Consider the following 23317-nt stretch of genomic DNA (forward strand, 5'->3'; position numbering starts at 1 on the left):
GCAGGACCATGGCAAACGCGCATAGCGGCAAAATGATCGTCGGGCTGGACATCGGCACTTCCAAGGTAGTGGCCTTGGTAGGTGAGGTGGGCGAAGACGGCACGCTGGAAATCGTCGGGATCGGCACACACCCGTCCCGCGGCCTGAAAAAAGGCGTGGTGGTGAACATCGAGTCCACCGTCCAATCGATCCAGCGCGCCGTTGAAGAAGCTCAGCTGATGGCGGGCTGCCGCATCCACTCGGCCTTCGTGGGCGTTGCAGGCAATCACATCCGCAGCCTGAACTCCCATGGCATCGTCGCCATTCGCGATCGCGAAGTCAGCCTGGCCGACCTTGAGCGTGTGCTCGATGCCGCCCAGGCGGTGGCCATTCCGGCGGACCAGCGGGTGCTTCACACCCTGCCGCAGGACTACGTGATCGATAACCAGGAAGGCGTGCGCGAACCGCTCGGCATGTCGGGCGTGCGCCTGGAGGCCAAGGTTCACGTGGTGACCTGCGCCGTCAATGCCGCCCAGAACATCGAGAAATGCGTGCGCCGCTGCGGCCTCGAAATCGACGACATCATTCTCGAGCAACTGGCATCGGCCTATTCGGTACTGACCGACGACGAGAAAGAGCTGGGCGTGTGCCTGGTCGACATCGGCGGCGGCACCACCGACATCGCGATTTTCACCGAAGGCGCCATTCGCCACACCGCCGTCATTCCGATTGCCGGCGACCAGGTGACCAATGACATTGCCATGGCCCTGCGTACGCCCACACAGTATGCCGAGGAAATCAAGATCCGTTATGCCTGCGCCTTGGCCAAGCTGGCAGGTGCAGGTGAAACCATCAAGGTGCCAAGCGTTGGCGACCGTCCTCCGCGCGAACTGTCGCGCCAGGCATTGGCCGAAGTGGTCGAGCCGCGCTACGACGAACTCTTCACCCTGATCCAGGCTGAACTTCGCCGCAGCGGCTACGAGGACCTGGTGCCTGCTGGCATCGTCCTGACCGGTGGCACCGCCAAGATGGAAGGCGCGGTCGAGCTGGCCGAGGAAATTTTCCACATGCCGGTACGCCTGGGCGTGCCGCACAGCGTGCGCGGCCTGAGCGACGTGGTACGCAACCCGATTTATTCCACCGGTGTGGGCTTGCTTACCTACGGGCTGCACAAGCAGACCGAAGACCTGCCCTTGACCGGCAACAGCAGCAGCAACAACAGCTATGGCGATGAACCGAAGGCCCCGGTGCTTGAGCGCTTCAAGCGGTGGGTACAAGGCAACTTCTAAGTTTCAAAGCAGTAGTGGTAGGCGCGACAACTAGAGAACTGTAAGGAGAGGGAAAATGTTCGAGCTCGTAGACAACGTCCCGCAAAGCCCGGTCATCAAGGTGATCGGCGTAGGTGGTGGTGGTGGTAACGCCGTCAATCACATGGTCAAGAGCAGCATCGAAGGCGTGGAGTTCATCTGCGCCAACACCGATGCTCAGGCGCTCAAGAACATTGGTGCGCGCACCATCCTGCAATTGGGCACTGGCGTGACCAAGGGCCTGGGTGCTGGCGCCAATCCGGAAGTCGGTCGTCAGGCCGCGCTGGAAGACCGTGAGCGCATCGCCGAAGTGCTGCAAGGCACCAACATGGTGTTCATCACCACCGGCATGGGCGGCGGTACCGGTACCGGTGCAGCGCCGATCATCGCCGAAGTGGCCAAGGAAATGGGCATCCTCACCGTGGCAGTGGTGACCCGTCCGTTCCCGTTCGAGGGCCGCAAGCGCATGCAGATCGCCGATGAAGGCATCCGCATGCTGGCCGAAAGCGTCGACTCGCTGATCACCATCCCCAACGAGAAACTGCTGACCATCCTGGGCAAGGACGCAAGCCTGTTGTCCGCGTTCGCCAAGGCCGATGACGTGTTGGCCGGTGCCGTTCGCGGTATCTCCGACATCATCAAGCGCCCGGGCATGATCAACGTCGACTTCGCCGACGTGCGCACCGTGATGGGTGAGATGGGCATGGCCATGATGGGCACCGGCTGCGCCAGTGGCCCGAACCGTGCTCGCGAGGCGACCGAGGCTGCGATCCGCAACCCGCTGCTCGAGGACGTCAACCTGCAGGGCGCCCGTGGCATCCTGGTCAACATCACCGCAGGTCCGGACCTGTCCCTGGGTGAATACTCCGACGTGGGTAGCATCATCGAAGCGTTCGCCTCCGACCATGCCATGGTCAAGGTCGGTACCGTGATCGACCCAGACATGCGCGACGAACTGCATGTCACCGTCGTGGCCACCGGCTTGGGTGCGCGTATCGAGAAGCCGGTCAAGGTGGTGGACAACACCCTGCAGACTGCCCAGCAGGCCTACGAGGCGTCCAACCCTGCCCCTGCGCGTCAGGAGCAGCCAGCCGTCAACTACCGTGATCTGGAGCGCCCGACCGTCATGCGCAATCAGGCGCACGCGGGTGCGGCAGCGGCGGCCAAGCTGAACCCTCAGGATGACCTGGATTATCTGGATATTCCGGCCTTCCTGCGTCGTCAGGCTGATTAATGAAATTTATCAGGGCTATGAAGGTGATTGGTATTCATCAAAGGTTGGGTCTGGTATTATCGCCAGCCTTTGTTGATAACTGTTCGCAATTTGCGCTGAAGCGGCCAATGCCATGATTAAACAACGCACCCTGAAGAATACCATCCGTGCCACAGGTGTCGGTCTGCACTCTGGGGAGAAGGTCTACCTGACCCTCAAGCCTGCACCTGTTGACACCGGCATCGTCTTCCGCCGCGCCGACCTCGACCCTGTGGTCGAGATCCCGGCGCGTGCGGCCAATGTCGGCGAGACAACCATGTCCACGACGCTGGTCAACGGTGACGTCAAGGTCGATACGGTCGAGCATCTGCTCTCCGCCATGGCGGGCCTGGGCATCGATAACGCCTACGTCGAGCTCTCCGCCTCGGAAGTACCGATCATGGATGGCAGCGCCGGACCTTTCGTATTCCTGATACAGTCTGCCGGCCTGGAAGAACAGGACGCAGCCAAGAAGTTCATCCGCATCCTGCGTGAGGTAACGGTGCAAGAGGGCGACAAGCGCGCCACCTTCCTGCCTTTCGAGGGGTTCAAGGTGAGCTTCGAGATCGACTTCGATCACCCGGTGCTTCGCAACCGGACCCAGAGCGCAAGCGTCGACTTCTCCAGCACCTCGTTCGTGAAGGAAGTCAGCCGCGCCCGCACCTTTGGCTTCATGCGTGACATCGAATACCTGCGCAAGCACAACCTTGCGCTGGGCGGCAGTGTAGAAAACGCCATCGTGGTCGATGAGGAAGGCGTGTTGAACGAAGACGGTCTTCGCTACGAAGACGAGTTCGTCAAACACAAGATTCTCGACGCCATTGGCGACCTGTACTTGCTGGGCAACAGCCTGATAGGCGAGTTCAAGGGCTTCAAGTCCGGTCACGCGCTGAACAACCAGCTGTTGCGCAAGCTGATTGCCGAAACCGATGCCTGGGAAGTGGTCACTTTCGAAGATGCCAGCACGGCGCCGATCTCGTATATGCGTCCTGTCGCGGCTGTGTAAGCTCGAACACTCTCTAGTTCATTGAGGCCACCTTCGGGTGGCCTTTTTTATGGCTTGCTTATGGGCAGAGACACCCATCAATCCATCCAGATGGCCCGAGCCGACCGTGTAAGTCGGGGCAGCGTCGGACTGTATCCTGCGGCGCCGAGGCGGCAAAGGCATCGACTCAGGCTTCGATGGTGGATGCGATCCATCGGCTTGGCCCTGGGGCTGCCCTTGCGCGCGGCTCTTTCATCCTCGATATGATCCAGGCGCGCATGCACCTGTGAGTAATGGCGGCCCCCCAAGCGCGGCGCCGCCGAGGATGGCTAGCACCATCAGGCTGAACAGCGCAGTCTGTAACGCCTTCAAAATCTTGGTTGCTGCCGCCCGAAGCCCCCTGGCAAATCGCTCAGTCCTTGGCCTGCGCATGCGCCGCCAGGCGCTCCAGTGCTGCCCGCAATTTCGCGTCAGTGATGCCTTCGGCCGTCTGCAGCAGGCTCTCGGCCGCGCTGTTGGACAACTCGGCCGCATGCCCGCCGCGTTTGGCGGGTACCAAGGGTGGTTGCACCTTGAAAAGAATACGCCTGAGGTTGCCGAACGCATCGGTTGCCTGCAACGCCGCCATCAGGCGCTTTTGCTGGTAACGCAGGCGCGTGGCCCAGTGCCCATCGGTTACCACAAGCAGCAAGGTACCGTCGCGCCATGACGCCACGTGGCAGTGCTCGCGTGCAGCCGGCTGCAACTGGCCTTCGACCAGGCGTTGCAGGTGCTCCAGGCGCTCGGCCTGGTTGAGCAACAGGCGCAGCGGGCGAACCTGGCGCAGCAACGCCGAGGGCGGCTGGGCGGGGGAGGGTTTGTAGGCCATGGGTATACGCATGAGGTTACAAGTAGGGCAGTCTAACACTTCAGCGTCTGTCCCGATCACCCAGCGGTTGAGCCCACTGGCCAAGCGCTGCGCCTGACGCTACCGGGGCCAGGCCCTGCAAGGCAGCGCGCACAGGCGAGTCTTGAACGCTTTCATCTTTCCAGGTCTTGAACTCAGGGGAAATGCCCCTATCTAAGACACGCCCCTGTAAAAGCGCTGTGCCAGCATCGTGGAATCCACCACTTTCATCACCATCGTTTCCGGGTAGAATGCTCGTTCGCATGCGGCCTTAGGGCTGCACGGGCGACTCATGGGGCCGCCCTCCATCCCTACGTGTGGAAGATCCTGCCAATATGTTTGCGCCTTTGTTAAAGAAACTTTTTGGAAGCAAGAACGAGCGTGAAGTCAAACGCATGCTCAAGACGGTGAGTATCGTCAATGCCTTCGAAGAGAAGATGGTGGCCCTCTCCGACGAGCAGCTGCGTGGCAAGACTGCCGAGTTCAAGGAGCGTTTGGCCAAAGGCGAAACACTGGACCAACTGCTGCCCGAAGCCTTTGCCGTCGCCCGTGAGGCTGGCAAGCGCGTAATGGGCATGCGTCACTTCGACGTTCAGCTCATTGGCGGCATGACCCTGCACGAGGGCATGATCGCGGAAATGCGCACCGGTGAAGGCAAGACCCTGGTCGGTACCTTGGCCGTCTACCTCAATGCATTGTCCGGCAAGGGCGTGCACGTGGTCACCGTCAACGACTACCTCGCCCGTCGTGACGCCAACTGGATGCGCCCGCTGTACGAGTTCCTCGGCCTGTCGGTCGGTATCGTCTCGGCCTTCCAGCCGCCGGAAGAAAAGCGCGCAGCCTACGCTGCCGACATCACTTACGGTACCAACAACGAATTCGGTTTCGACTACCTGCGCGACAACATGGCGTTCAGCCAGGACGAGAAGTTCCAGCGTGAGCTGAACTTCGCAGTGATCGACGAAGTGGACTCGATCCTCATCGACGAAGCCCGTACGCCGTTGATCATTTCCGGCCAGGCCGAGGACAGCTCCAAGCTGTACATCGAGATCAACCGCCTGATCCCGCGCCTGACCCAGCACATCGAGGAAGTCGAAGGCCAGGTCACCCAGGAAGGCCACTTCACCATCGACGAGAAGACCCGCCAGGTCGAGCTCAACGAAGCCGGTCACCAGTTCATCGAAGAAATGCTGACCCAGGTCGGCCTGCTGGCCGAGGGCGAGAGCTTGTACTCGGCGCACAACCTGGGCCTGCTGACCCACGTCTATGCCGGTCTGCGCGCGCACAAGCTGTTCCACCGCAACGTCGAGTACATCGTGCAGGACGGCCAGGTGCTGCTGATCGACGAGCACACCGGGCGTACCATGCCGGGTCGTCGTCTGTCCGAAGGCCTGCACCAGGCCATCGAGGCCAAGGAAAACCTCAACATTCAGGCCGAGAGCCAGACCCTGGCCTCCACCACGTTCCAGAACTACTTCCGTCTGTACTCGAAACTGTCGGGCATGACCGGCACCGCCGATACCGAGGCCTTCGAGTTCGCCCAGATCTACGCCCTGAACGTGATGGTCATTCCGCCGAACAAGCCCCTGGCGCGCAAGGACCACAACGACCTGGTGTACCTGACCGCCGAAGAGAAGTACGCCGCGATCATCGCCGACATCAAGGAAACCTTGAAGCAAGGCCGGCCGGTGCTGGTGGGTACGGCCACCATCGAAACCTCCGAGCACATGTCCAACCTGCTGCACATGGAAGGCATCGAGCACAAGGTACTGAACGCCAAGTACCACGAGAAGGAAGCCGAGATCATTGCCCAGGCCGGTGCGCCAGGCGCGTTGACCATTGCCACCAACATGGCCGGTCGCGGTACCGACATCCTGTTGGGCGGCAACTGGGAAGCTGAAGTGGCCGCACTGGAAAACCCAACGGCCGAGCAGATCGCGCACATCAAGGCCGACTGGCAGAAGCGTCACCAGCAGGTGATCGAGTCCGGTGGCCTGCACGTCATCGCCTCCGAGCGTCACGAATCGCGTCGTATCGACAACCAGCTGCGCGGTCGTTCCGGTCGCCAGGGTGACCCGGGTTCCAGCCGCTTCTACCTCTCGCTCGAAGACAGCCTGATGCGCATCTTCGCCTCTGACCGGGTGAAGAACTTCATGAAGGCGCTGGGCATGCAGTCGGGCGAAGCCATCGAACACCGCATGGTCACCAACGCCATCGAAAAGGCCCAGCGCAAGGTCGAAGGCCGCAACTTCGATATCCGCAAGCAGTTGCTCGAATACGACGACGTGGCCAACGAGCAGCGCAAGGTCATCTACCACATGCGCAACAGCCTGCTGGCCGCAGAGAACGTGGGCGACACCATCGCCGAATTCCGCAAGGAAGTACTCGACGCCACCATCAGCCAGCACATCCCGCCGCAATCGCTGCCTGAGCAGTGGGACGTGGCCGGCCTGGAAGCCTCGCTGTCCAGTGACTTCGCCATGAAGTTGCCGATCCAGCAGTGGCTCGACGAAGACGACCACCTCTACGAAGAGACCCTGCGCGAGAAGCTGCTGCACGAAATCACCACGGCCTACACCGAGAAAGAAGACCAGGCCGGGATGGAAGCACTGCGCACCTTCGAGAAGCAGATCCTGCTGCGTGTGCTGGACGACCTGTGGAAGGACCACCTGTCGACCATGGACCACCTGCGTCATGGTATCCACCTGCGCGGCTACGCCCAGAAGAACCCGAAGCAGGAGTACAAGCGCGAGTCGTTCACCCTGTTCCAGGAACTGCTCGAGTCGATCAAGCGCGATGCCATCCGTGTGCTCTCGCACGTTCAGGTTCGTCGCGAAGACCCTGCCGAGGAAGAAGCACGCCTGCGCCGCGACGCCGAAGAGTTGGCCAGCCGCATGCAGTTCGAACACGCGCCCGCACCTGGTCTTGAAAGCGAGCAGTTGGCCGAGGAGGGCGCTGAGGTAGCCGTGGCTGCCGAGCCTGTGCGCAACGAGCAGAAACTGGGTCGCAACGAGCCGTGCTGGTGTGGTTCGGGCAAGAAATTCAAGCACTGCCACGGCCAGATCGAGTGATCTGACCGCAAGGCCGTCACAGGGCGCACGGCGCCGTGCTGGCTGCTCACTGCCAAGGGGCTACTGCGCAGCCCATCGCCGACACGCCAGCGCCGCCCTGAGCTGCGTCGATTCAAGCCATGCGGTATGCCCGGTTCGCCCGGGCTTGCCAAAGATGGGCCGCACAGCGGCCCTTTTTTTCACCACACGTATTTTCTAGGAGCGCTCCAATGGCTGTTGGTCTTGGTCCTTTGCCTACGCTGCACCCCGTCCCGGGTTTCGAACTCGGTATTGCCTCCGCCGGCATCAAGCGCCCGGGGCGCAAGGATGTGGTGGTCATGCGCTGCGCCGAGGGTTCGAGTGTGGCCGGTGTGTTCACCCTCAATGCCTTCTGCGCCGCCCCCGTGATTCTGGCCAAGCAGCGGGTGCAGGGTACCGTACGCTACCTGCTGACCAACACGGACAATGCCAACGCCGGCACGGGCGCCCCCGGCTTGGAAGCGGCGCAGCGGACCTGCGCGAAACTCGCCGAGCTTGCCGGTGTGTCCGCCGAGTCGGTTTTACCGTTCTCCACCGGCGTGATCGGTGAGCCACTGCCGGTGGAAAAGATCGAAGGTGCCTTGCAAGCTGCCCTGGACAACCTGTCGGAAAACAACTGGGCTGAAGCGGCCACCGGCATCATGACCACCGACACCTTGCCCAAGGGCGCGAGCCGTCAGTTCCAGCACGACGGCGTGACCGTGACCGTGACCGGTATCAGCAAGGGCGCGGGCATGATCCGCCCGAACATGGCGACCATGCTGGGCTACATCGCCACCGACGCCAAGGTCGCGCCAGGCGTGCTCAAGGACCTGATGCTGGACGGGGCCAACAAATCGTTCAACCGCATCACCATCGACGGTGATACCTCGACCAACGACTGCTGCATGCTGATCGCCACCGGCCAGGCCGACCTGCCGGAAGTCACCCAAGCCAGCGGAGCCCTGTTCGAAGCTTTGAAAAAGGCTGTGTTCGAGGTCTGCATGGAGGTGGCACAGGCCATTGTCCGTGACGGTGAGGGGGCGACCAAGTTCGTGACCGTGCAGGTCAACGGCGGTGGCAACCCTCAGGAATGCCTGGACGTCGGCTACGCCGTGGCGCATTCGCCGCTGATCAAGACCGCACTGTTCGCCTCCGATCCCAACTGGGGCCGCATCCTCGCAGCGGTTGGGCGTGCCGGCGTGCCCGCGCTGGATGTGAGCCTGATCGATGTCTACCTGGATGAGGTGTGCATTGCCAGCCAGGGCGGTCGTAGTCCGAGCTATACCGAAGACCAGGGCGCCCGGGTGATGGCCCAGGAAGAAATCACCATCCGTATCGACCTTGGCCGTGGCCAGTGCAGTGAAACCATCTGGACCACCGACCTCTCTCACGAATACGTGAAAATCAACGCCGAGTACCGCACCTGATGCAGCCGGGGCCGCTCGCGGTCCCGATGTTTCAATGCCAAGGGAGCAGAACCATGAGCTTTATGCCAACCCCATTGCCCACGGCTGGCGTGACGGAGTGTGACCGATGAAACGGGTTCACGTCGTTGCAGCCGTGATTCGGGGCATGGACGGGCGGATACTCATCGCCCGCCGCGCCGACACCCAACACCAGGGCGGCCTCTGGGAGTTTCCGGGAGGCAAGGTGGAGCCCGGTGAAAGCGTCGAGGCCGCGCTGGCGCGTGAGCTCGACGAGGAGCTGGGCATCCAGGTAACGCGCTCGCGGCCCTTGATCAAGGTCAGTCACGACTACCCCGACAAACACGTACTGCTCGAGGTGCGCGAGGTCGAGGCCTTCAACGGTGAACCCCATGGCGCCGAGGGGCAACCGCTGGCCTGGGTCGTGCCCCGTGAGCTGCCGGACCATGCGTTTCCCGAGGCCAACAAGCCCATCGTCAACGCTGCCCGGCTGCCGGATCAATACCTGATCACACCCGACGGCCTGGACGTGCCTGACATGCTCAAGGGTATCCAGAAGGCCGTGGCCAGTGGCATCCGGCTGATCCAGTTGCGTGCACCGGACATGTACGACCCCAAGTACCGCGATGTGGCGGTTGATGCGGTGGGGTTATGCGCGGGCAAGGCCCAGCTCATGCTCAAGGGGCCTCTGGAGTGGTTAGGCGACTTCCCGTCGGCAGGCTGGCACCTGACGGCAGCGCAGTTGCGCAAGTATGCCGACAAGGGCAGGCCGTTCCCGGTCCAGCGCTGGCTTGCCGCCTCCTGCCACACTGCCGAGGAGCTTGCCCTGGCCCAGCAGATGGGGGTCGACTTCGTCACCCTGTCGCCGGTCCAGCGTACCGAAAGTCACCCAGAGGCCGCGCCGCTTGGCTGGGAACAGGCCCAGCACCTGATTGCCGGGTTCGACCAACCGGTGTACCTGCTCGGTGGCGTGGGCCCAGCGGACCGCGAACAGGCCTGGCTAGCCGGGGCGCAGGGCGTTGCGGGTATCAGGGCGTTCTGGCCGACCCTCTGACGCCGGACCGGTGCGGCAAGCGCTTGGCGTCAGCCTTGAGGTTTATCGGCCGGCTGCCACAGGACCTCGGCAATGCCTTGCCGCCTGCCGATGATACGGGCGGCAACGAACAGCAGGTCCGATAGGCGGTTGATGTACGCCAGGCCGACACCCTCCAGCGGCTCTACGGTATTGAGGTGCTGGCAGCGTCGCTCGGCGCTGCGTGCTAGGCTGCGGCACACGTGTGCTTGGGCGACCAGGGCCGACCCGCTGGGCAGGATGAAATTCTTCAGTGGGCCCAGTTCGTCATTCCACTCATCGATGGCCGCCTCCAGCCGCTCCACCTCTGCCGTGGTCAGGGCCTGGTAACTGGGCATGGCCAGCTCCCCGCCCAGGTCGAACAGGCGGTGCTGGCAGGGCGCCAGAACGCGGCTGACTTCGTCCAGACCTTGTTCATCCAGGCCGGCCAGCAACAGGCCAAGCTGGCTGTTGAGGCTGTCCACTTCGCCGATGGCTTCGATGCGTGGATGATCCTTGGGCACACGCCGACCATCGCCCAGGCCGGTTTCACCTGTGTCGCCAGTGCGGGTATAGATTTTGGACAAGCGGTAGCCCATGTCATTGCTCCGTGGTGACCGGCAGCGGCGGATGCGGCTGGCCGAGGGGCAGGCGCAGGGTGAAACAGGTCCCCTGCCCAGGCGTGGAATGCACCTCCATCTGCCCCTTGTGGTTATTGGTGATGATGAAGTACGACACCGAAAGCCCAAGACCGGTGCCCTGGCCGATTTCCTTTGTCGTGAAGAAGGGCTCGAAGGTGCGCTTGCGCACGGCTTCGGGCATGCCCACGCCATTGTCCTCCACTTGGATTTCTGCCCAGGGCGGCGCAAGCCGTGTGCGCAAGATGATACGGCCTGGCTCGCAAGGTGCCGGGCGCTGGTGAATGGCCTGGGCGGCGTTCTTGAGCAGGTTGAGCAATACCTGCTCCAGTTCGTTGGCGGTGCAGGGCACAGGCCCCAGCGCCGGGTCGAACTGGCGCACGATGGCCTGGCCTTTGAAGTCGAAACCAATGGCCAGGTCGAAGTCGTTGCCTGCTATGTCCACCGCCTGGTCAATCAAGGCAGGGAGGTCGCAGGGCGCCAGTTCGCGCGTGCTGCGACGGCTGAAACTGAGCATGTGGGTGACGATCTTGGCGGCCCTGGCACCCGCTTGCTGGATGCCATCGAGCAACTGAGGCACTTCGCGGCTTTGCAGGTAGGCGTTGACCGTGGTCAGGTCGATGCCCAGCGCGTGGGCTTGCTCAAGATTGCGCGGCAGATCAGGTGACAGGCGGCGGCGGATATTCTGCACGTTATGCAGGATGGCCCCGAGCGGGTTGTTGATTTCGTGGGCCATGCCGGCCGCCAGGCCACCGACCGAGAGCATCTTTTCCGACTGCACCATCATTTCTTCGAGCGACAGACGTTGGGTGATGTCATCGATCCGGATCACCACGCCCCGGCCTCCACCGCCGGTGAGCGGGTAGAAGGTCAATGCGTAATGCCGCGGCTCATCATCCTTGTGCCAGGTAACACGCTCGATTTTCGCCACCCGGTGCCGCTCCACCGTGTCCTTCAACTGTGGCAAGAAGGGTTTTAGCGGTGCGAAGGCGATGAACACCGGTTGGTTGAGCGCCTCGTTGAGGGTCGTGCCGGATAACGCCGTTGCCTCTTGGTTCCACTGGGTCACGTACAGCTGCTCGTCCAAGGCGATCAGGGCCGACGGCATGGAGTCGATGATGCTGTTCAGGTAGTTCTGAAAGCCTGTGAGCTTTTTCTCGATCTTGCTGCGCACCTGCACTTCGAGCTCGAGCTTGCGGTTCGTATGACGCGTTTGCTCGGCGAGGCCCTGGGCCTGGTCGTAGGCACTCTGGAACTCGTCCCGGGCACGCTTGAGCTGGTGCTCCCGGGCTTCGATGCGCGAGAGCATCGTATTGAAGGCATTGACCAGGCTACCGATCTCGTCGTCGTTGCCGCGTCGGGCCCGCAGCGCGTAGCTCTCCTCACGGGTGACCTGGCGGCTGAGCTCTTCGAGCTGGTTGATCGGCTGCGTGATCAGGCGTTTGATCTGCCGGGCGATGAAGAGCCACAACAGCACGCTGAACACCAGAATGGCCAGGCTCGCGCTGAGCGTGCCGGTGTAGAAGGCGGTGGGCAGCTCGCTGCTGGCTACCAGTAGCAAATGCCCCGGCGGGCTACCGGCCCGTGGCAGGCGAATCAGCTGCGTGCTGCGAAACTCCATGAATCGCCAGCCTTCTATGTTGCGAAACCGCTTGGGCAGTGTGAGGGGGGCGCCATGCTGCAATTGGGCGAGCATGCGCCCGTCGCTGCCATACAAGGCGGCGGCGCGCAGCGGCGCATAGCTGTCCAGTTCATCGAGCAGCGCCTGGGCCGAGGTGGGGTCGTCTGCCGCGCGGGTCGACAGCTCAGGATTGGAGACCAGCCGGCCGATGGTCTGGAGCGCTTGCGGTGCCATGCTTTCCTGGGTGATCCAGTAGGCGGCGCTGATGAAGGTCAGGTTCGCCACCAGCAGAATGGTCACCAGCAAGACCAGCAAAGCTGCCAGCAGCTTCTGCCCGACGGGGAGGTTCTCCAGGCGTTGACGCAGCGTCATGGGCAAGGCGATGTCCGTGTGGGTTCAAGGGCCGCGTCAGTCGCAGGGCAAGCCCCGCACGCGCAAGTTATCGACCAGGCATTGGAGCAGGTGTTCCAGATGCGGCAGGTGCAGCCCATGTCGGCGGGCTGCCTGGCAAGCATAGCCAAGCAGGTACTGTACCTCGGTACGCCGGCCAGCCCGTACATCCTGGTACATCGAAGCGTAGTTGGTGGCAGTGGCCAGGAGGACCCGTTGCACGTCCTGTTCAAGGTCCTGAGCGGCGTGCGGCTGGCCGCACTGACGCAACAGACGCTCGAGCTCAACGCACAGTGCCTGCACCTGATCGAGATGGCCCAGCAGGCCCCCGTTGCGGCATTGGTGCAGCACGGTCAGCGGGTTGATCGCGCAGTTAATGGCCAGCTTGCGCCAGAGCCGGCTGAGGATATCGGGGCTCCATTGGGCAGGGATACCCGCTGCTTGCAAATCCTCGAGCCACGGCGGTGGAGCAGGATTGCCCGGGTCCCCCAGCCAGTTGTACCCCTGCCCGGCGAAGCGCACCTGCCAGTCACGTTCCCGGTAGGCGCCCTCGGTGCTGGAGACGAAGATGCAGCGGGCCTGCGGCACCTGCCTGGCCACCTCGTCCTGGCTACCCAGGCCGTTTTGCAACAACAGCACCTCGGCGCCGGGCACAAGACGGCTGGCAACGCTGGCCACGGCCGGCGCCGCGTCATAGGCCTTGCAGGCCACCAGCAGGCGGTGGATCGGCCCATCACTCTGGGCTGTCTCGGCCGGTATGGCGTAATGGGCGGTCAGGTCCTGTTCCAGCAAGCCAAGGCTGCCCACTTGCTGGTAAGCCTGCAAACGCGTGCTGTCACGCATGATCAGGCGCACGGCCTTGCCGGCCCGCGCCAGACGACAGGCCCACAGGCTGCCCAGGCTTCCTGCGCCGAGAATGTGCCAGGTGCTGCTCATATGCGTTTCGCAACCGTTATAATGAGCCCGCATTTTAACCGTCAAACCCAGCGCGCTCCATCTTCAGTCCGAGCGCGCTTTTATTTTGGGAGAGTAACCATGCCTTCGTTCGACGTGGTATCGGAACTGGACAAGCACGAAGTGCAGAACGCGGTCGACAATGCCATCAAGGAGCTTGACCGCCGCTACGACCTCAAGGGCAAGGGCAGCTTCGAGTTCAAGGATAAAGAGCAGACCGTCATGCTCACGGCCGAGGAAGAGTTCCAGCTCGAGGCGATGATCGAAATCCTGCGCCTGGCCCTGGTCAAGCGCAAAATCGACGTCAAGTGCCTGGAAACCAAGGACCCCTATCCGTCCGGCAAGGAGAAAAAGCAGGAGGCCAAGTTCCGCGAGGGCATCGACAAGGACCTGGCGAAGAAGATCGTCGCCACCATCAAGGATGGCAAGCTCAAGGTCCAGGCCGCCATCCAGGGCGAGCAGGTACGGGTCACTGGCAAGAAGCGCGATGATCTGCAGGAAGCCATCGCCTTGCTCCGTACCAAGGAATTTGACATGCCGCTGCAGTTCAACAACTTCCGCGACTGATCCGGGCCGCCGGAACCCCCGTGCACTCACGGCTGTCCATGGGGGCCTGGCCGCTGAAATGCAGGCGGCCTGACGTATTGTGCAATCGCCGTTCGGCATCAGGAGATGAATATGGATTTGAGTGCTGAAGTCGATCAGCTGGTCCGCCAATCCGAAAACTGGATTCCCATGATCATGGCGTACGGCAGCCGCCTGCTGCTGGCGCTGGTGACCCTCGCCATCGGCTGGTGGGTGACCAACATCGTCAGCGACCGGCTGGCACGGCTCGTGGGCCTGAAAGTCCACGACCCGGCGCTGCAGAACTTCATCCGCACGCTGGCCAACATCGTGTTGAAGATCCTGCTGGCCATCAGCGTGGCCTCGATGATCGGTATCGAGACGACCTCCTTCGTGGCGGCCATCGGTGGTGCTACCCTGGCCATCGGCCTGGCGTTGCAAGGCAGCCTGGCGAACTTCGCAGGCGGCGTACTGATCCTGCTGTTCCGCCCGTTCCGCATCGGTGACTGGATCGAGGCGCAGGGCGTAAGCGGTACCGTGGACAGCATCCAGATTTTCCACACGGTGCTGCGTACCGGCGACAACAAGACCGTGATCCTGCCCAACGGCTCCCTGTCCAACGGGATCATCACCAACACCAACCGCCAACCCACCCGCAAGGTGGTGTTCGACGTGGGGGTGGACTACGAGGCTGACTTGCAGAAGGCGCGCAACGTCCTGCTGGAGCTGGCGCAGGACCCACGTGTGCTGGCCGACCCTGCCCCTGTGGCGGTGGTGTCTACCCTGGGTGACAGCTCGATCACCGTCTCGCTGCGTCTGTGGACCAAGACCTCGGACTACTGGGACGTGATCTTCATGCTCAACGAGCAGGCACGTGACCGCTTGAAGGCGGAAGGGATCGACATTCCGTTCCCGCAGCGGGTCATTCGCGTGGTGCAGGAAACGGCCGCGCAGTAAGGCCTCAGCACAGGCTGGCATCGATCGAGCCCGCCCTCCGGGTTCAGCAGCGTCCTTCACAGGGCCTGCTGGGCGCGCAGGGCGGGCTTCGTTGCTCAAGGGGATCTATTCGCGCGCTTACACTTGCTCACAGTCAGTCATCGGGATTTCTGGCATATAGCCTCGTCCCACCGTCATCTTCGTAAACCATCATGAAACCACTGCTGTACATCACCCCGCTGCGGGCCTTGTTGTTTGGCCTGACACTCGCGCTGTTCGAGCTGCTGACCTACCTGGCCAGCGACGCCGTCATGCCGGCGATGCCCGTTGTGGTGGGCGAGCTCAAGGCCGGCCCCGAATACATTCCCCACGCGCTCAATCTCTACCTGCTCGGGGGGGTCTTGCTGCAATGGCTGATCGGGCCGTTGGCCGATCGCTACGGCCGCCGACCGCTGCTGCTCACCGGTTGCGCATTCTTCGGCCTGGCGTGCCTGGGCACCTTCTGGGTCCATGACATTGGCCTGTTCAACCTGCTGCGTCTGCTGCAAGGCATCGGACTGGGTTTTGTGGTCACGGTCAGTTATCCCGCACTCAACGAGGCATTCAGCGAGGCGGATGCCGTGCGCATGATGGCCTTGCTGGCCAATATCGCCTTGCTGTCGCCACTGCTGGGGCCTTTGGTGGGGACGCTGATGCTGCAATGGCTGGACTGGCGCTGGTTGTTCGTGGCGTTTGCCATTGGCGCTGTGGTTGCCTGGTTGCTGCTGTATCGGTTGATGCCCGAAACCTTGGGTGTGGAGCGGCGCGACGGCTCGCGCCTGGCCTTCACCCCGATCCACCTGTTGCCGTTGCTGGCCGGGTACGGGCAGCTCCTGTCGAACCGGCGTTTCGTCGCCGGCAGCGCCGCCCTGGGCCTGGTTGGTCTGCCGTTGATCGGCTGGATTGGCCTGTCCCCGGTGCTGCTCATCCACGATGAGGGGCTAAGCACGCTCGCCTATGCCCTGTGGCAGTTGCCGGTGTTTGGTGGGCTGATTCTGGGCAACCTGATCATCAACCACATTGCCGACCGTCATCCGCTGCCGACGTTGGTGCGCGGTGCGCTGTGGCCTTATGTGGCAGGGCTCTGCCTGATGGTGGTGGCAACCTGGGTATGGCCGAGCGTTATCAGCCTGGTGGCAGGTCTGTCGCTCTACGCACTGGGCCTGGGTATCGCCAATGCCGTGCTCTATCGCATGACATTGTTCGCAAGCACTCAAAGCAAAGGCCTGGTCTCGGCCATGCTCGGCATGATCACCATCGCGCTGCTGGGATTAGGCGGGGCCTTGCTGGCCATGATCGGTGCCGGGGCGAGCCTTTTGCACTTTGCCGTGGCGGCCAGTGTGGCAGGGGGGCTAGCCCTGTGGCCGCTGTGGTCGCTGTTAAGGGCGCGCAGTGCCCAAGCGGCTGTGATGCCTTAGGCGGTACACATGCCTTGCCCTTGCAAGGCAGGCGGTTCAGGGCTGCTCGGAGGCCGGGGCAGGTGGGCTCGCCGACTGGCCGGGCGTGCTGTCCTGGCGCCACTGCAAGGCGATCAGGATCAAGGTCGGCACGCCAAGCAGCGCGGTGATCAGGAAGAAATCGTGGTACCCGAACTTCTCCACCATGACGCCGGAATAGCCACCGATTAAGCGTGGCAGCAGCAACATGATCGAGCTCAGTAGCGCATACTGGGTGGCCGAGAACTTGAGGTTGGTCAGGCTCGACAAGTAGGCGACAAAGGCTGAAGTCGCCATGCCGGAGCTGAAGTTGTCCAGCGAAATGGTCACCACCAGCATTTCCAGATTCGGGCCCATGTCCGCCAGCATCAGGAACAGAATGTTGGTGCCGGCTGACGCCACGCCACCGATGAACAGAATGGGCATGATGCCGAAGCGCACGATGAGCAGGCCGCCCACGCCGGCGCCCACCAAGGTCATGATCAGGCCGAAAATCTTGCTGACACTGGCGATCTGGTCTTTGGTAAAGCCCATGTCGATGTAGAACACGTTGGCCATGACGCCCATTACCGTGTCGGACATGCGGTAGGTGGCGATCAGCCCGAGTAGCAGCAGGGCTTGCCAGCGGTAGCGCACGATGAAGTCATTGATGGGCGTGAGCACCGGCGCAAGGCCGCGGCGGCCAAGGCTCGACAGGCAAGCCCAGGACAGCAGCACGTACAGGATCAAGCGCAGGAAGGCGCGGTCCTCGAGCAGCAGGTCCAGGGGCGTGGCGTCGCCCGAGATCACGCTCGACCAGCCTGTATTGAACATCTGCGTGAAGCTGGCCGGCACCGACACCAGCAGGATGATGAGCACGAATACCGAGGCCAACTGGTGGGCCAACCCGTAGCGGGCTGCCGAAAGCTGGGTGCGCAGGGGCACGGGTGGCTCGCGCATGACCAGGGTCGTGAAGAGGGCCGGAAGCATCATGACTGCGAACATCACATAGGTGCCGGCCCACGCCTTGTGCAGGTAGCTGAACCCGGTGGAGCCAAACCATTCGGCAAAGAACAGCGCGCCGGCGGTGGCGAGCAGGGCAGCGACGCGATAACCGGCCATGTAGCTGGCGGCCAGGGCCGCCTGGCGTTGGTCATCGGCGATCTCCAGGCGGTAGGCATCCACGGCGATATCCTGGGTGGCCGAGGCAAAGGCCACCAGGACGGCCAGGGCGATCAGCCACGAAAGGTGCTGTTGCGGGTCGCACAGGCTCATGCCGACCAGGCCCACCACGACCAGTGCCTGGGACAGCAGCAGCCAGGAACGGCGACGCCCCATGCCGCCCAGAAGCGGTAAACGCCATTGGTCCAGCAGCGGCGACCACACCCATTTGAAGGCATAGGCCAGGCCGATAAGGCTGGCATAGCCGATGGTTTCCCTGGCTACGCCGGCTTCGCGCAACCATACGGAGAGGGTCGAGAACACCAGCATGTAAGGCAGGCCGGCCGCGAAGCCGAGCAGCAAAAGCACCAGGGTTGACGGGCTGGCATAGGCAGCGAGCGCAGCGCGCCAGGTTTTACGGGGCATGGACCAACATCTGCCTCAAGTTTCCAGGACAAAGCGCGCACTCTAACCGCTGTGCTCCATCGGGCGCCAGCCATGGCGCGTCATATCCACGCGATTGTTGGCCACGTGCACCCCTTCGGCACGCAAACGGGCCCGTTGCTCATCGCCCGATGGCGTACCTGAAGGCAGGCTCAGGCGACCGCCTGCGCCCAGCACCCGATGCCAAGGCAAGCGCGTGCCCTCAGGCAACTGGGACAGCGTGCGGCCCACCCACCGGGCGGCCTTGCCAAGCCCGGCAAGCGCTGCCAGTTGGCCATAGCTCACCACGCGCCCGACAGGCACCTGGCCGAGCACTGAATACAATGCCGTCCGTCGGCCCTCTGCAGTTTCCAAAGTATGCTCCATCGCGTCGAACACCAGGCCCTCCCTGGGGTTTACATGAAACCTGACCAACGGCCGGCAAATGAGAGTGGAACTCATCGGCGCGTGGCAGGTCTTTGCTTGCTCTTGCCGGTTGCATCTGGATAATGCCCGGTTTTCTCGCCAAATCGAACCTGTAGCCCGCTTATGTCCTTCAAATTACTGCTCTCACTGCTCGCCGCCTCCTGCTGCGTCTCCTCGGCGTTCGCCGATACTGTCTGGATGAAAAATGGCGACCGCCTGAGCGGCAAGATCAAGGTCTTCGACGGCGGCAAGCTGCTGCTCGAAACGCCTTACGGCGGTTCGATCGCCTTGGACTGGAAACAGGTGAAGACCCTTGAAAGCGACCAGGAGCTGCTGGTCAAGCAGGATGCCTACTCCGGCGAGAAGGCCAAGTCGCTTCAGGCTGCCGAGGCAGGCAAAGTGACCCTGGCCAACGGCGAGGCACCCAAGACGGTGGACCTGGCGAGCATCGAGCAGATCATGAAGCCCAAGCCGGTGGTCGAGGACCTGGTCTGGAAAGGCAATGTCGATGTGGCGCTGGACTACAAGCGGGCCGAGAACGACACCGACGACTACGACGTCAGTTTCAAGACCACTGCACGCCATGGGCGCTGGCGTCATAACGCCGAAGGCGAGTACAACCGCGAGACCAAGGACGATGTCACCACCACCGACAACTGGAGCGCCGAGTATGCGCTGGACCGCTTCCTGACCGAGAAATGGTTCTGGCAGGGGCGTGCCGAGTACAAGCGTGACCGTATCGAAGACCTCGCCCGCCAGCGCACGGTGGGTACTGGCCCTGGCTACCAGTTCTGGGACGACGAGCTGGGTGCCTTCTCGCTGGGCTCGCTGATCAACCGTACCGACTTCGAGTACCAGGACGGTGACAAGGACAACTTCTATTCCGCCGCCGTGAAGTGGGACTACACCCGCTACCTGATCGGCAAGAAGGTGCAGCTGTTCACTAACGGCGAGCTGGCAAAGCCCCTGGGCAATGTCGCCGACTATTCCCTGGACTCCGAAGTGGGCCTGCGCTACAAGGTCACCGACTGGGCGTCGCTGAACCTCAAGGCCGAGAAGGACATCATCAGTGGCACCCGCGAGAGCGACCTGGACAAGACCCGCTACACTGCAGGCTTTGGCGTTACCTGGTAAGCCATCGGGGTTAAGCTGGGCGATTGGAGTCAGGCCTGCCCTTGTCGGTCTTGTGCCTGCCATCACCGCCTGCTGCCTGCAGGGTTTCATCGAGGGGTTTCGAAGTGAGTGAGAACGCCGTCCGTCCTGCCCGGGAATTGTTGCTCAAGGAATACCGGGGGGTCTTGTCGACCCATTCCAAGTCCATGCCTGGTTTCCCGTTCGGTTCGGTCGTGCCCTATTGCCTCGATGCAGAGGGCAGGCCGCTCATCCTGATCAGCCGTATCGCCCAGCACACGCATAACCTGCACAAGGACGCCAAGTGTTCGCTGCTGGTGGGCGAGCGTGAGGCGCAGGACGTGCAGGCGGTCGGGCGACTGACCGTCATGGCCGAGGCGAGCAAGCTGCAGGACCCGGCCAGCATCGAGGCAGCGGCCCTGCGCTATTACCGCTACTTCCCGGACGCGGCCGACTACCACCAGGCTCACGACTTCGATTTCTGGGTGCTTGAGCCGGTACGGCATCGCTACATCGGTGGCTTCGGTGCCATCCACTGGCTCGACAAGGTGACCTTGGCCAATCCGTTCGCCGGCAAGGTCGAGAGCGGCATGATCGAGCACATGAACAGCGACCATGCCGTGGCCATCGCGCACTATGTGCAGCTTGCCCAGCTTCCCAGCCACATGCCTGCGCAGTTGGTCGGTATCGACAGCGAAGGGATGCACCTGCGCATCGGCCAGGCGATCCACTGGTTGGCATTTCCGACTCATTGCAATACGCCGACACAAGTGCGCGAAGCCTTGGTTTTTCTGGCCCGCGCCGACCGCTGGCCGGCTTCGAGCGAAATACCTGCTTGAAAAGCGGAGCACACGCATCCATTTGTAGGTCTTACTGCAAGGGTGTCTTGCGACGAGGAATGCTTTGATGCGTGTTTTTCTACTGCTGCTTCTGCTGTTTCCAGTGCTGGAGCTGTTCGTCTTCGTGAAAGTCAGCGGTGCCATCGGGTTCTTCCCCGCATTGCTGCTGATTATCGCCGGCTCCGCCCTCGGGGTCTTGGTCATGCGAGTCGCCGGGTTGGCCACGGCCCTGCGTGCGCGTGAAAGCCTGCAACGCGGTGAGCTGCCTGCCGAGGACATGTTCCATGGCATGATGCTGGCGGTCGGCGGCGGGCTGCTGATGATCCCCGGTTTCATCAGCGACGTGCTCGGCCTGCTGTGCCTGTTGCCCTTCACCCGCCGTCTGGCGGCTCGCAAGATGCGCGAGCGTGCCCAGGCCCAGGCGACCCGCCAGCGAGCGTTTCAGGATGACCCTTTGCAGGGCCAGCCCCCGCGTGACGGGGGCCATCGGCCCAATGTGATCGAAGGCGAGTACGAGCGCCGCGATCAGTGAGAACAGGGCCGCCAAGCGGCCCTTTTTCATGCCTGGGCAAAAAAAATTCCCTGCCAAGCCTTGTAATCGATTCGGACGGCCTCATGTAGTGGTCACCGCAAGGTTTCTGGTGGTGACACCAGACATGACTCAGGCCGTTTGCTCGTTGCGAGCGGCCTTCCGGCAACGCCGGACAGCATCAACCCGCCGGTGTCGACACCGGCCGATGAAAACCACAATTTGGGAGAGATCGACAATGAAGCTTCGTCCTCTGCATGACCGCGTCGTCATCCGTCGCAGCGAAGAAGAATCGAAAACCGCTGGCGGTATCGTCCTGCCAGGTTCGGCCGCTGAAAAACCAAACCGCGGCGAAGTCGTCGCCGTCGGCACTGGCCGCGTCCTGGACAACGGCGAAGTACGTGCACTGGCCGTGAAAGTGGGTGACAAAGTGGTTTTCGGCCCGTACTCGGGTAGCAACACCGTGAAAGTCGACGGCGAAGACCTGCTGGTCATGGCCGAAAACGAAATCCTGGCCGTTGTTGAAGGCTGATTTCCACCGACTTCCCGTTACTCCAAAGATTTATCAAGGATTAAACGATCATGGCTGCTAAAGACGTAAAATTCGGCGATTCCGCTCGCAAGAAAATGCTGGTTGGTGTCAACGTTCTGGCTGACGCGGTAAAAGCGACCCTGGGCCCGAAAGGCCGTAACGTGGTACTGGCCAAGAGCTTCGGCGCGCCGACCATCACCAAGGACGGCGTTTCCGTCGCCAAGGAAATCGAGCTCAAGGACGCCTTCGAGAACATGGGCGCCCAGCTGGTCAAGGAAGTCGCTTCCAAGGCCAACGATGCAGCCGGTGACGGCACCACCACCGCGACCGTGCTGGCTCAGTCGATCGTCAACGAAGGCCTGAAGGCCGTCGCTGCCGGCATGAACCCGATGGACCTCAAGCGCGGCATCGACAAGGCGACCTCCGCCATCGTTGCCGAGCTGAAGAACCTGTCCAAGCCATGCGCCGATTCCAAGGCCATTGCCCAGGTCGGTACCATTTCCGCCAACTCCGACAGCTCCATCGGTGAAATCATCGCCGAAGCCATGGAGAAGGTCGGCAAGGAAGGCGTCATCACCGTCGAGGAAGGTTCGGGCCTGGAAAACGAGCTGTCGGTCGTCGAAGGCATGCAGTTCGACCGCGGCTACCTGTCCCCGTACTTCGTCAACAAGCCAGACACCATGGTTGCCGAGCTGGACAGCCCGCTGCTGCTGCTGGTCGACAAGAAGATCTCCAACATCCGTGAGCTGCTGCCAGTACTGGAAGCCGTTGCCAAGGCCGGCCGCCCGCTGCTGATCGTTGCTGAAGACGTCGAAGGCGAAGCCCTGGCTACCCTGGTCGTCAACAACATGCGCGGCATCGTCAAGGTTGCAGCAGTCAAGGCTCCAGGCTTCGGCGACCGTCGCAAGGCCATGCTGCAGGACATCGCCGTCCTGACTGGCGGCCAGGTCATCTCCGAAGAAATCGGCCTGTCCCTGGAAACCGCTACCCTGGAACACCTGGGCAACGCCAAGCGCGTTACCCTGTCCAAGGAAAACACCATCATCATCGACGGCGCTGGCGCTGAAGACGATATCCAGGGTCGCGTCAAGCAGATCCGTGCTCAGATCGAAGAAACCTCTTCGGACTACGACCGTGAGAAGCTGCAAGAGCGTCTGGCCAAGCTGGCCGGCGGTGTTGCCGTCATCAAGGTCGGTGCTGGCACCGAAGTCGAAATGAAAGAGAAGAAAGCCCGCGTCGAAGACGCACTGCACGCTACCCGTGCAGCGGTCGAGGAAGGCGTGGTGCCTGGCGGTGGTGTTGCCCTGGTGCGCGCCCTGTCTGCAATCGTTGACCTCAAAGGTGACAACGAAGACCAGAACGTCGGTATCTCGCTGCTGCGCCGTGCGGTCGAATCCCCGCTGCGTCAGATCACTGCCAACGCCGGCGACGAGCCAAGCGTTGTGGCTGACAAGGTCAAGCAGGGTTCGGGCAACTACGGCTACAACGCTGCGACCGGCGAGTACGGCGACATGATCGAAATGGGTATCCTGGACCCAGCCAAGGTTACCCGTTCGGCACTGCAAGCTGCTGCTTCGATCGGCGGTCTGATGATCACCACCGAAGCCATGGTTGCTGACCTGCCGGAAGACAAGCCAGCAGGCGGCGGCATGCCTGACATGGGCGGCATGGGTGGCATGGGCGGCATGATGTAAGCCAGCCTTACCCTCGCTATACCCCTAAGCCCCGGCTCGCAAGAGCCGGGGCTTTTTCGTTCAGGGCTCG

Annotated in this window: 20 protein-coding genes; 14 read left to right on the top strand and 6 right to left on the bottom strand. The window is 62.4% G+C overall.

All coding sequences use genetic code 11. The annotated features are described in order from the left end of the window. The first annotated feature begins 8 nt into the window (after positions 1-8). The 3 genes from ftsA (at position 9) to lpxC (ending at position 3544) form a co-directional block, all read left to right on the top strand. Positions 9-1268, top strand: coding sequence for a cell division protein FtsA (gene ftsA / locus B2Y33_RS21885; protein ID WP_023534383.1), 1260 nt, complete (start codon positions 9-11; stop codon positions 1266-1268). Positions 1269-1323: 55 nt separating this feature from the next. Further along, on the top strand, positions 1324-2520 hold the full coding sequence (gene ftsZ / locus B2Y33_RS21890) for a cell division protein FtsZ (RefSeq protein ID WP_012274054.1): 1197 nt from the start codon (positions 1324-1326) through the stop codon (positions 2518-2520). Positions 2521-2632: 112 nt separating this feature from the next. Continuing rightward, positions 2633-3544 (top strand): UDP-3-O-acyl-N-acetylglucosamine deacetylase, encoded by a 912-nt coding sequence (lpxC, locus tag B2Y33_RS21895; protein ID WP_023534425.1) that lies wholly within the window; start codon positions 2633-2635, stop codon positions 3542-3544. 391 nt (positions 3545-3935) lie between these two features. Here lpxC and B2Y33_RS21900 read toward each other — a convergent pair whose 3' ends face one another. Beyond that, positions 3936-4391, bottom strand: coding sequence for a DUF721 domain-containing protein (locus tag B2Y33_RS21900; RefSeq protein ID WP_028687205.1), 456 nt, complete (start codon positions 4389-4391; stop codon positions 3936-3938). A gap of 353 nt (positions 4392-4744) precedes the next feature. Here B2Y33_RS21900 and secA point away from each other — a divergent pair, with 353 nt between their 5' ends. From secA to B2Y33_RS21915, 3 genes are all read left to right on the top strand, one after another. Then, positions 4745-7480: a preprotein translocase subunit SecA gene (gene secA, locus B2Y33_RS21905; RefSeq protein WP_206405646.1), complete on the top strand. Its 2736-nt coding sequence runs from the start codon at positions 4745-4747 to the stop codon at positions 7478-7480. A gap of 209 nt (positions 7481-7689) precedes the next feature. Further along, positions 7690-8907, top strand: a complete 1218-nt coding sequence (gene argJ / locus B2Y33_RS21910; protein ID WP_206405647.1) for a bifunctional glutamate N-acetyltransferase/amino-acid acetyltransferase ArgJ — start codon at positions 7690-7692, stop codon at positions 8905-8907. A gap of 106 nt (positions 8908-9013) precedes the next feature. Next, positions 9014-9958, top strand: a complete 945-nt coding sequence (locus B2Y33_RS21915) for a Nudix family hydrolase (RefSeq protein WP_206405648.1) — start codon at positions 9014-9016, stop codon at positions 9956-9958. 29 nt (positions 9959-9987) lie between these two features. On the opposite strand, the gene B2Y33_RS21920 is transcribed toward B2Y33_RS21915, so the two are convergent. Genes B2Y33_RS21920 through B2Y33_RS21930 form a run of 3 tightly spaced genes read right to left on the bottom strand, consistent with a single transcriptional unit; the run spans position 9988 to position 13540 of the window. Then, positions 9988-10554: a cob(I)yrinic acid a,c-diamide adenosyltransferase gene (locus B2Y33_RS21920; RefSeq protein ID WP_206405649.1), complete on the bottom strand. Its 567-nt coding sequence runs from the start codon at positions 10552-10554 to the stop codon at positions 9988-9990. Between the two features lies 1 nt (position 10555). After that, positions 10556-12586: an ATP-binding protein gene (locus tag B2Y33_RS21925; RefSeq protein WP_206405650.1), complete on the bottom strand. Its 2031-nt coding sequence runs from the start codon at positions 12584-12586 to the stop codon at positions 10556-10558. A 36-nt stretch (positions 12587-12622) separates the two neighbouring features. Then, complete coding sequence (locus tag B2Y33_RS21930; protein WP_181073583.1) at positions 12623-13540, bottom strand: putative 2-dehydropantoate 2-reductase; 918 nt, start codon at positions 13538-13540, stop codon at positions 12623-12625. 99 nt (positions 13541-13639) lie between these two features. Here B2Y33_RS21930 and B2Y33_RS21935 point away from each other — a divergent pair, with 99 nt between their 5' ends. From B2Y33_RS21935 to B2Y33_RS21945, 3 genes are all read left to right on the top strand, one after another. After that, on the top strand, positions 13640-14125 hold the full coding sequence (locus tag B2Y33_RS21935) for a YajQ family cyclic di-GMP-binding protein (protein WP_110607306.1): 486 nt from the start codon (positions 13640-13642) through the stop codon (positions 14123-14125). Positions 14126-14236: 111 nt separating this feature from the next. Next, a complete protein-coding gene (locus B2Y33_RS21940) occupies positions 14237-15079 on the top strand; it encodes a mechanosensitive ion channel family protein (protein ID WP_104925872.1) in 843 nt (280 codons plus the stop codon). A gap of 191 nt (positions 15080-15270) precedes the next feature. After that, positions 15271-16515 carry an MFS transporter gene (locus tag B2Y33_RS21945; RefSeq protein WP_049696494.1) on the top strand — a complete coding sequence of 415 codons (1245 nt, stop codon included), beginning with the start codon at positions 15271-15273 and terminating at the stop codon, positions 16513-16515. Between the two features lie 36 nt (positions 16516-16551). Here B2Y33_RS21945 and B2Y33_RS21950 read toward each other — a convergent pair whose 3' ends face one another. After that, entirely contained in the window at positions 16552-18099 is a 1548-nt protein-coding gene (locus B2Y33_RS21950) for an AmpG family muropeptide MFS transporter (protein WP_027914493.1), read from the bottom strand. Positions 18100-18141: 42 nt separating this feature from the next. Beyond that, positions 18142-18483 (bottom strand): MGMT family protein, encoded by a 342-nt coding sequence (locus B2Y33_RS21955; protein ID WP_033695031.1) that lies wholly within the window; start codon positions 18481-18483, stop codon positions 18142-18144. 162 nt (positions 18484-18645) lie between these two features. Between B2Y33_RS21955 and B2Y33_RS21960 the strand changes: the two genes are divergently transcribed. The 5 genes from B2Y33_RS21960 to groL all read left to right on the top strand — a co-directional run bounded on the left by B2Y33_RS21960 (position 18646) and on the right by groL (position 23247). After that, positions 18646-19656 (top strand): DUF481 domain-containing protein, encoded by a 1011-nt coding sequence (locus B2Y33_RS21960; RefSeq protein WP_288633420.1) that lies wholly within the window; start codon positions 18646-18648, stop codon positions 19654-19656. 104 nt (positions 19657-19760) lie between these two features. Further along, entirely contained in the window at positions 19761-20492 is a 732-nt protein-coding gene (locus tag B2Y33_RS21965) for a HugZ family protein (protein WP_027914496.1), read from the top strand. Positions 20493-20559: 67 nt separating this feature from the next. Next, positions 20560-21024 (top strand): FxsA family protein, encoded by a 465-nt coding sequence (locus B2Y33_RS21970; protein WP_027914497.1) that lies wholly within the window; start codon positions 20560-20562, stop codon positions 21022-21024. Positions 21025-21259: 235 nt separating this feature from the next. After that, positions 21260-21553, top strand: coding sequence for a co-chaperone GroES (locus tag B2Y33_RS21975; protein ID WP_003251905.1), 294 nt, complete (start codon positions 21260-21262; stop codon positions 21551-21553). 50 nt (positions 21554-21603) lie between these two features. After that, a complete protein-coding gene (groL, locus tag B2Y33_RS21980) occupies positions 21604-23247 on the top strand; it encodes a chaperonin GroEL (RefSeq protein WP_027914498.1) in 1644 nt (547 codons plus the stop codon). The last annotated feature ends 70 nt before the right edge of the window (positions 23248-23317 follow it).

Origin of the sequence: Pseudomonas sp. UBA5666, assembly GCF_002420785.1 — a bacterium.
Taxonomy (GTDB): domain Bacteria; phylum Pseudomonadota; class Gammaproteobacteria; order Pseudomonadales; family Pseudomonadaceae; genus Aquipseudomonas; species Aquipseudomonas fulva.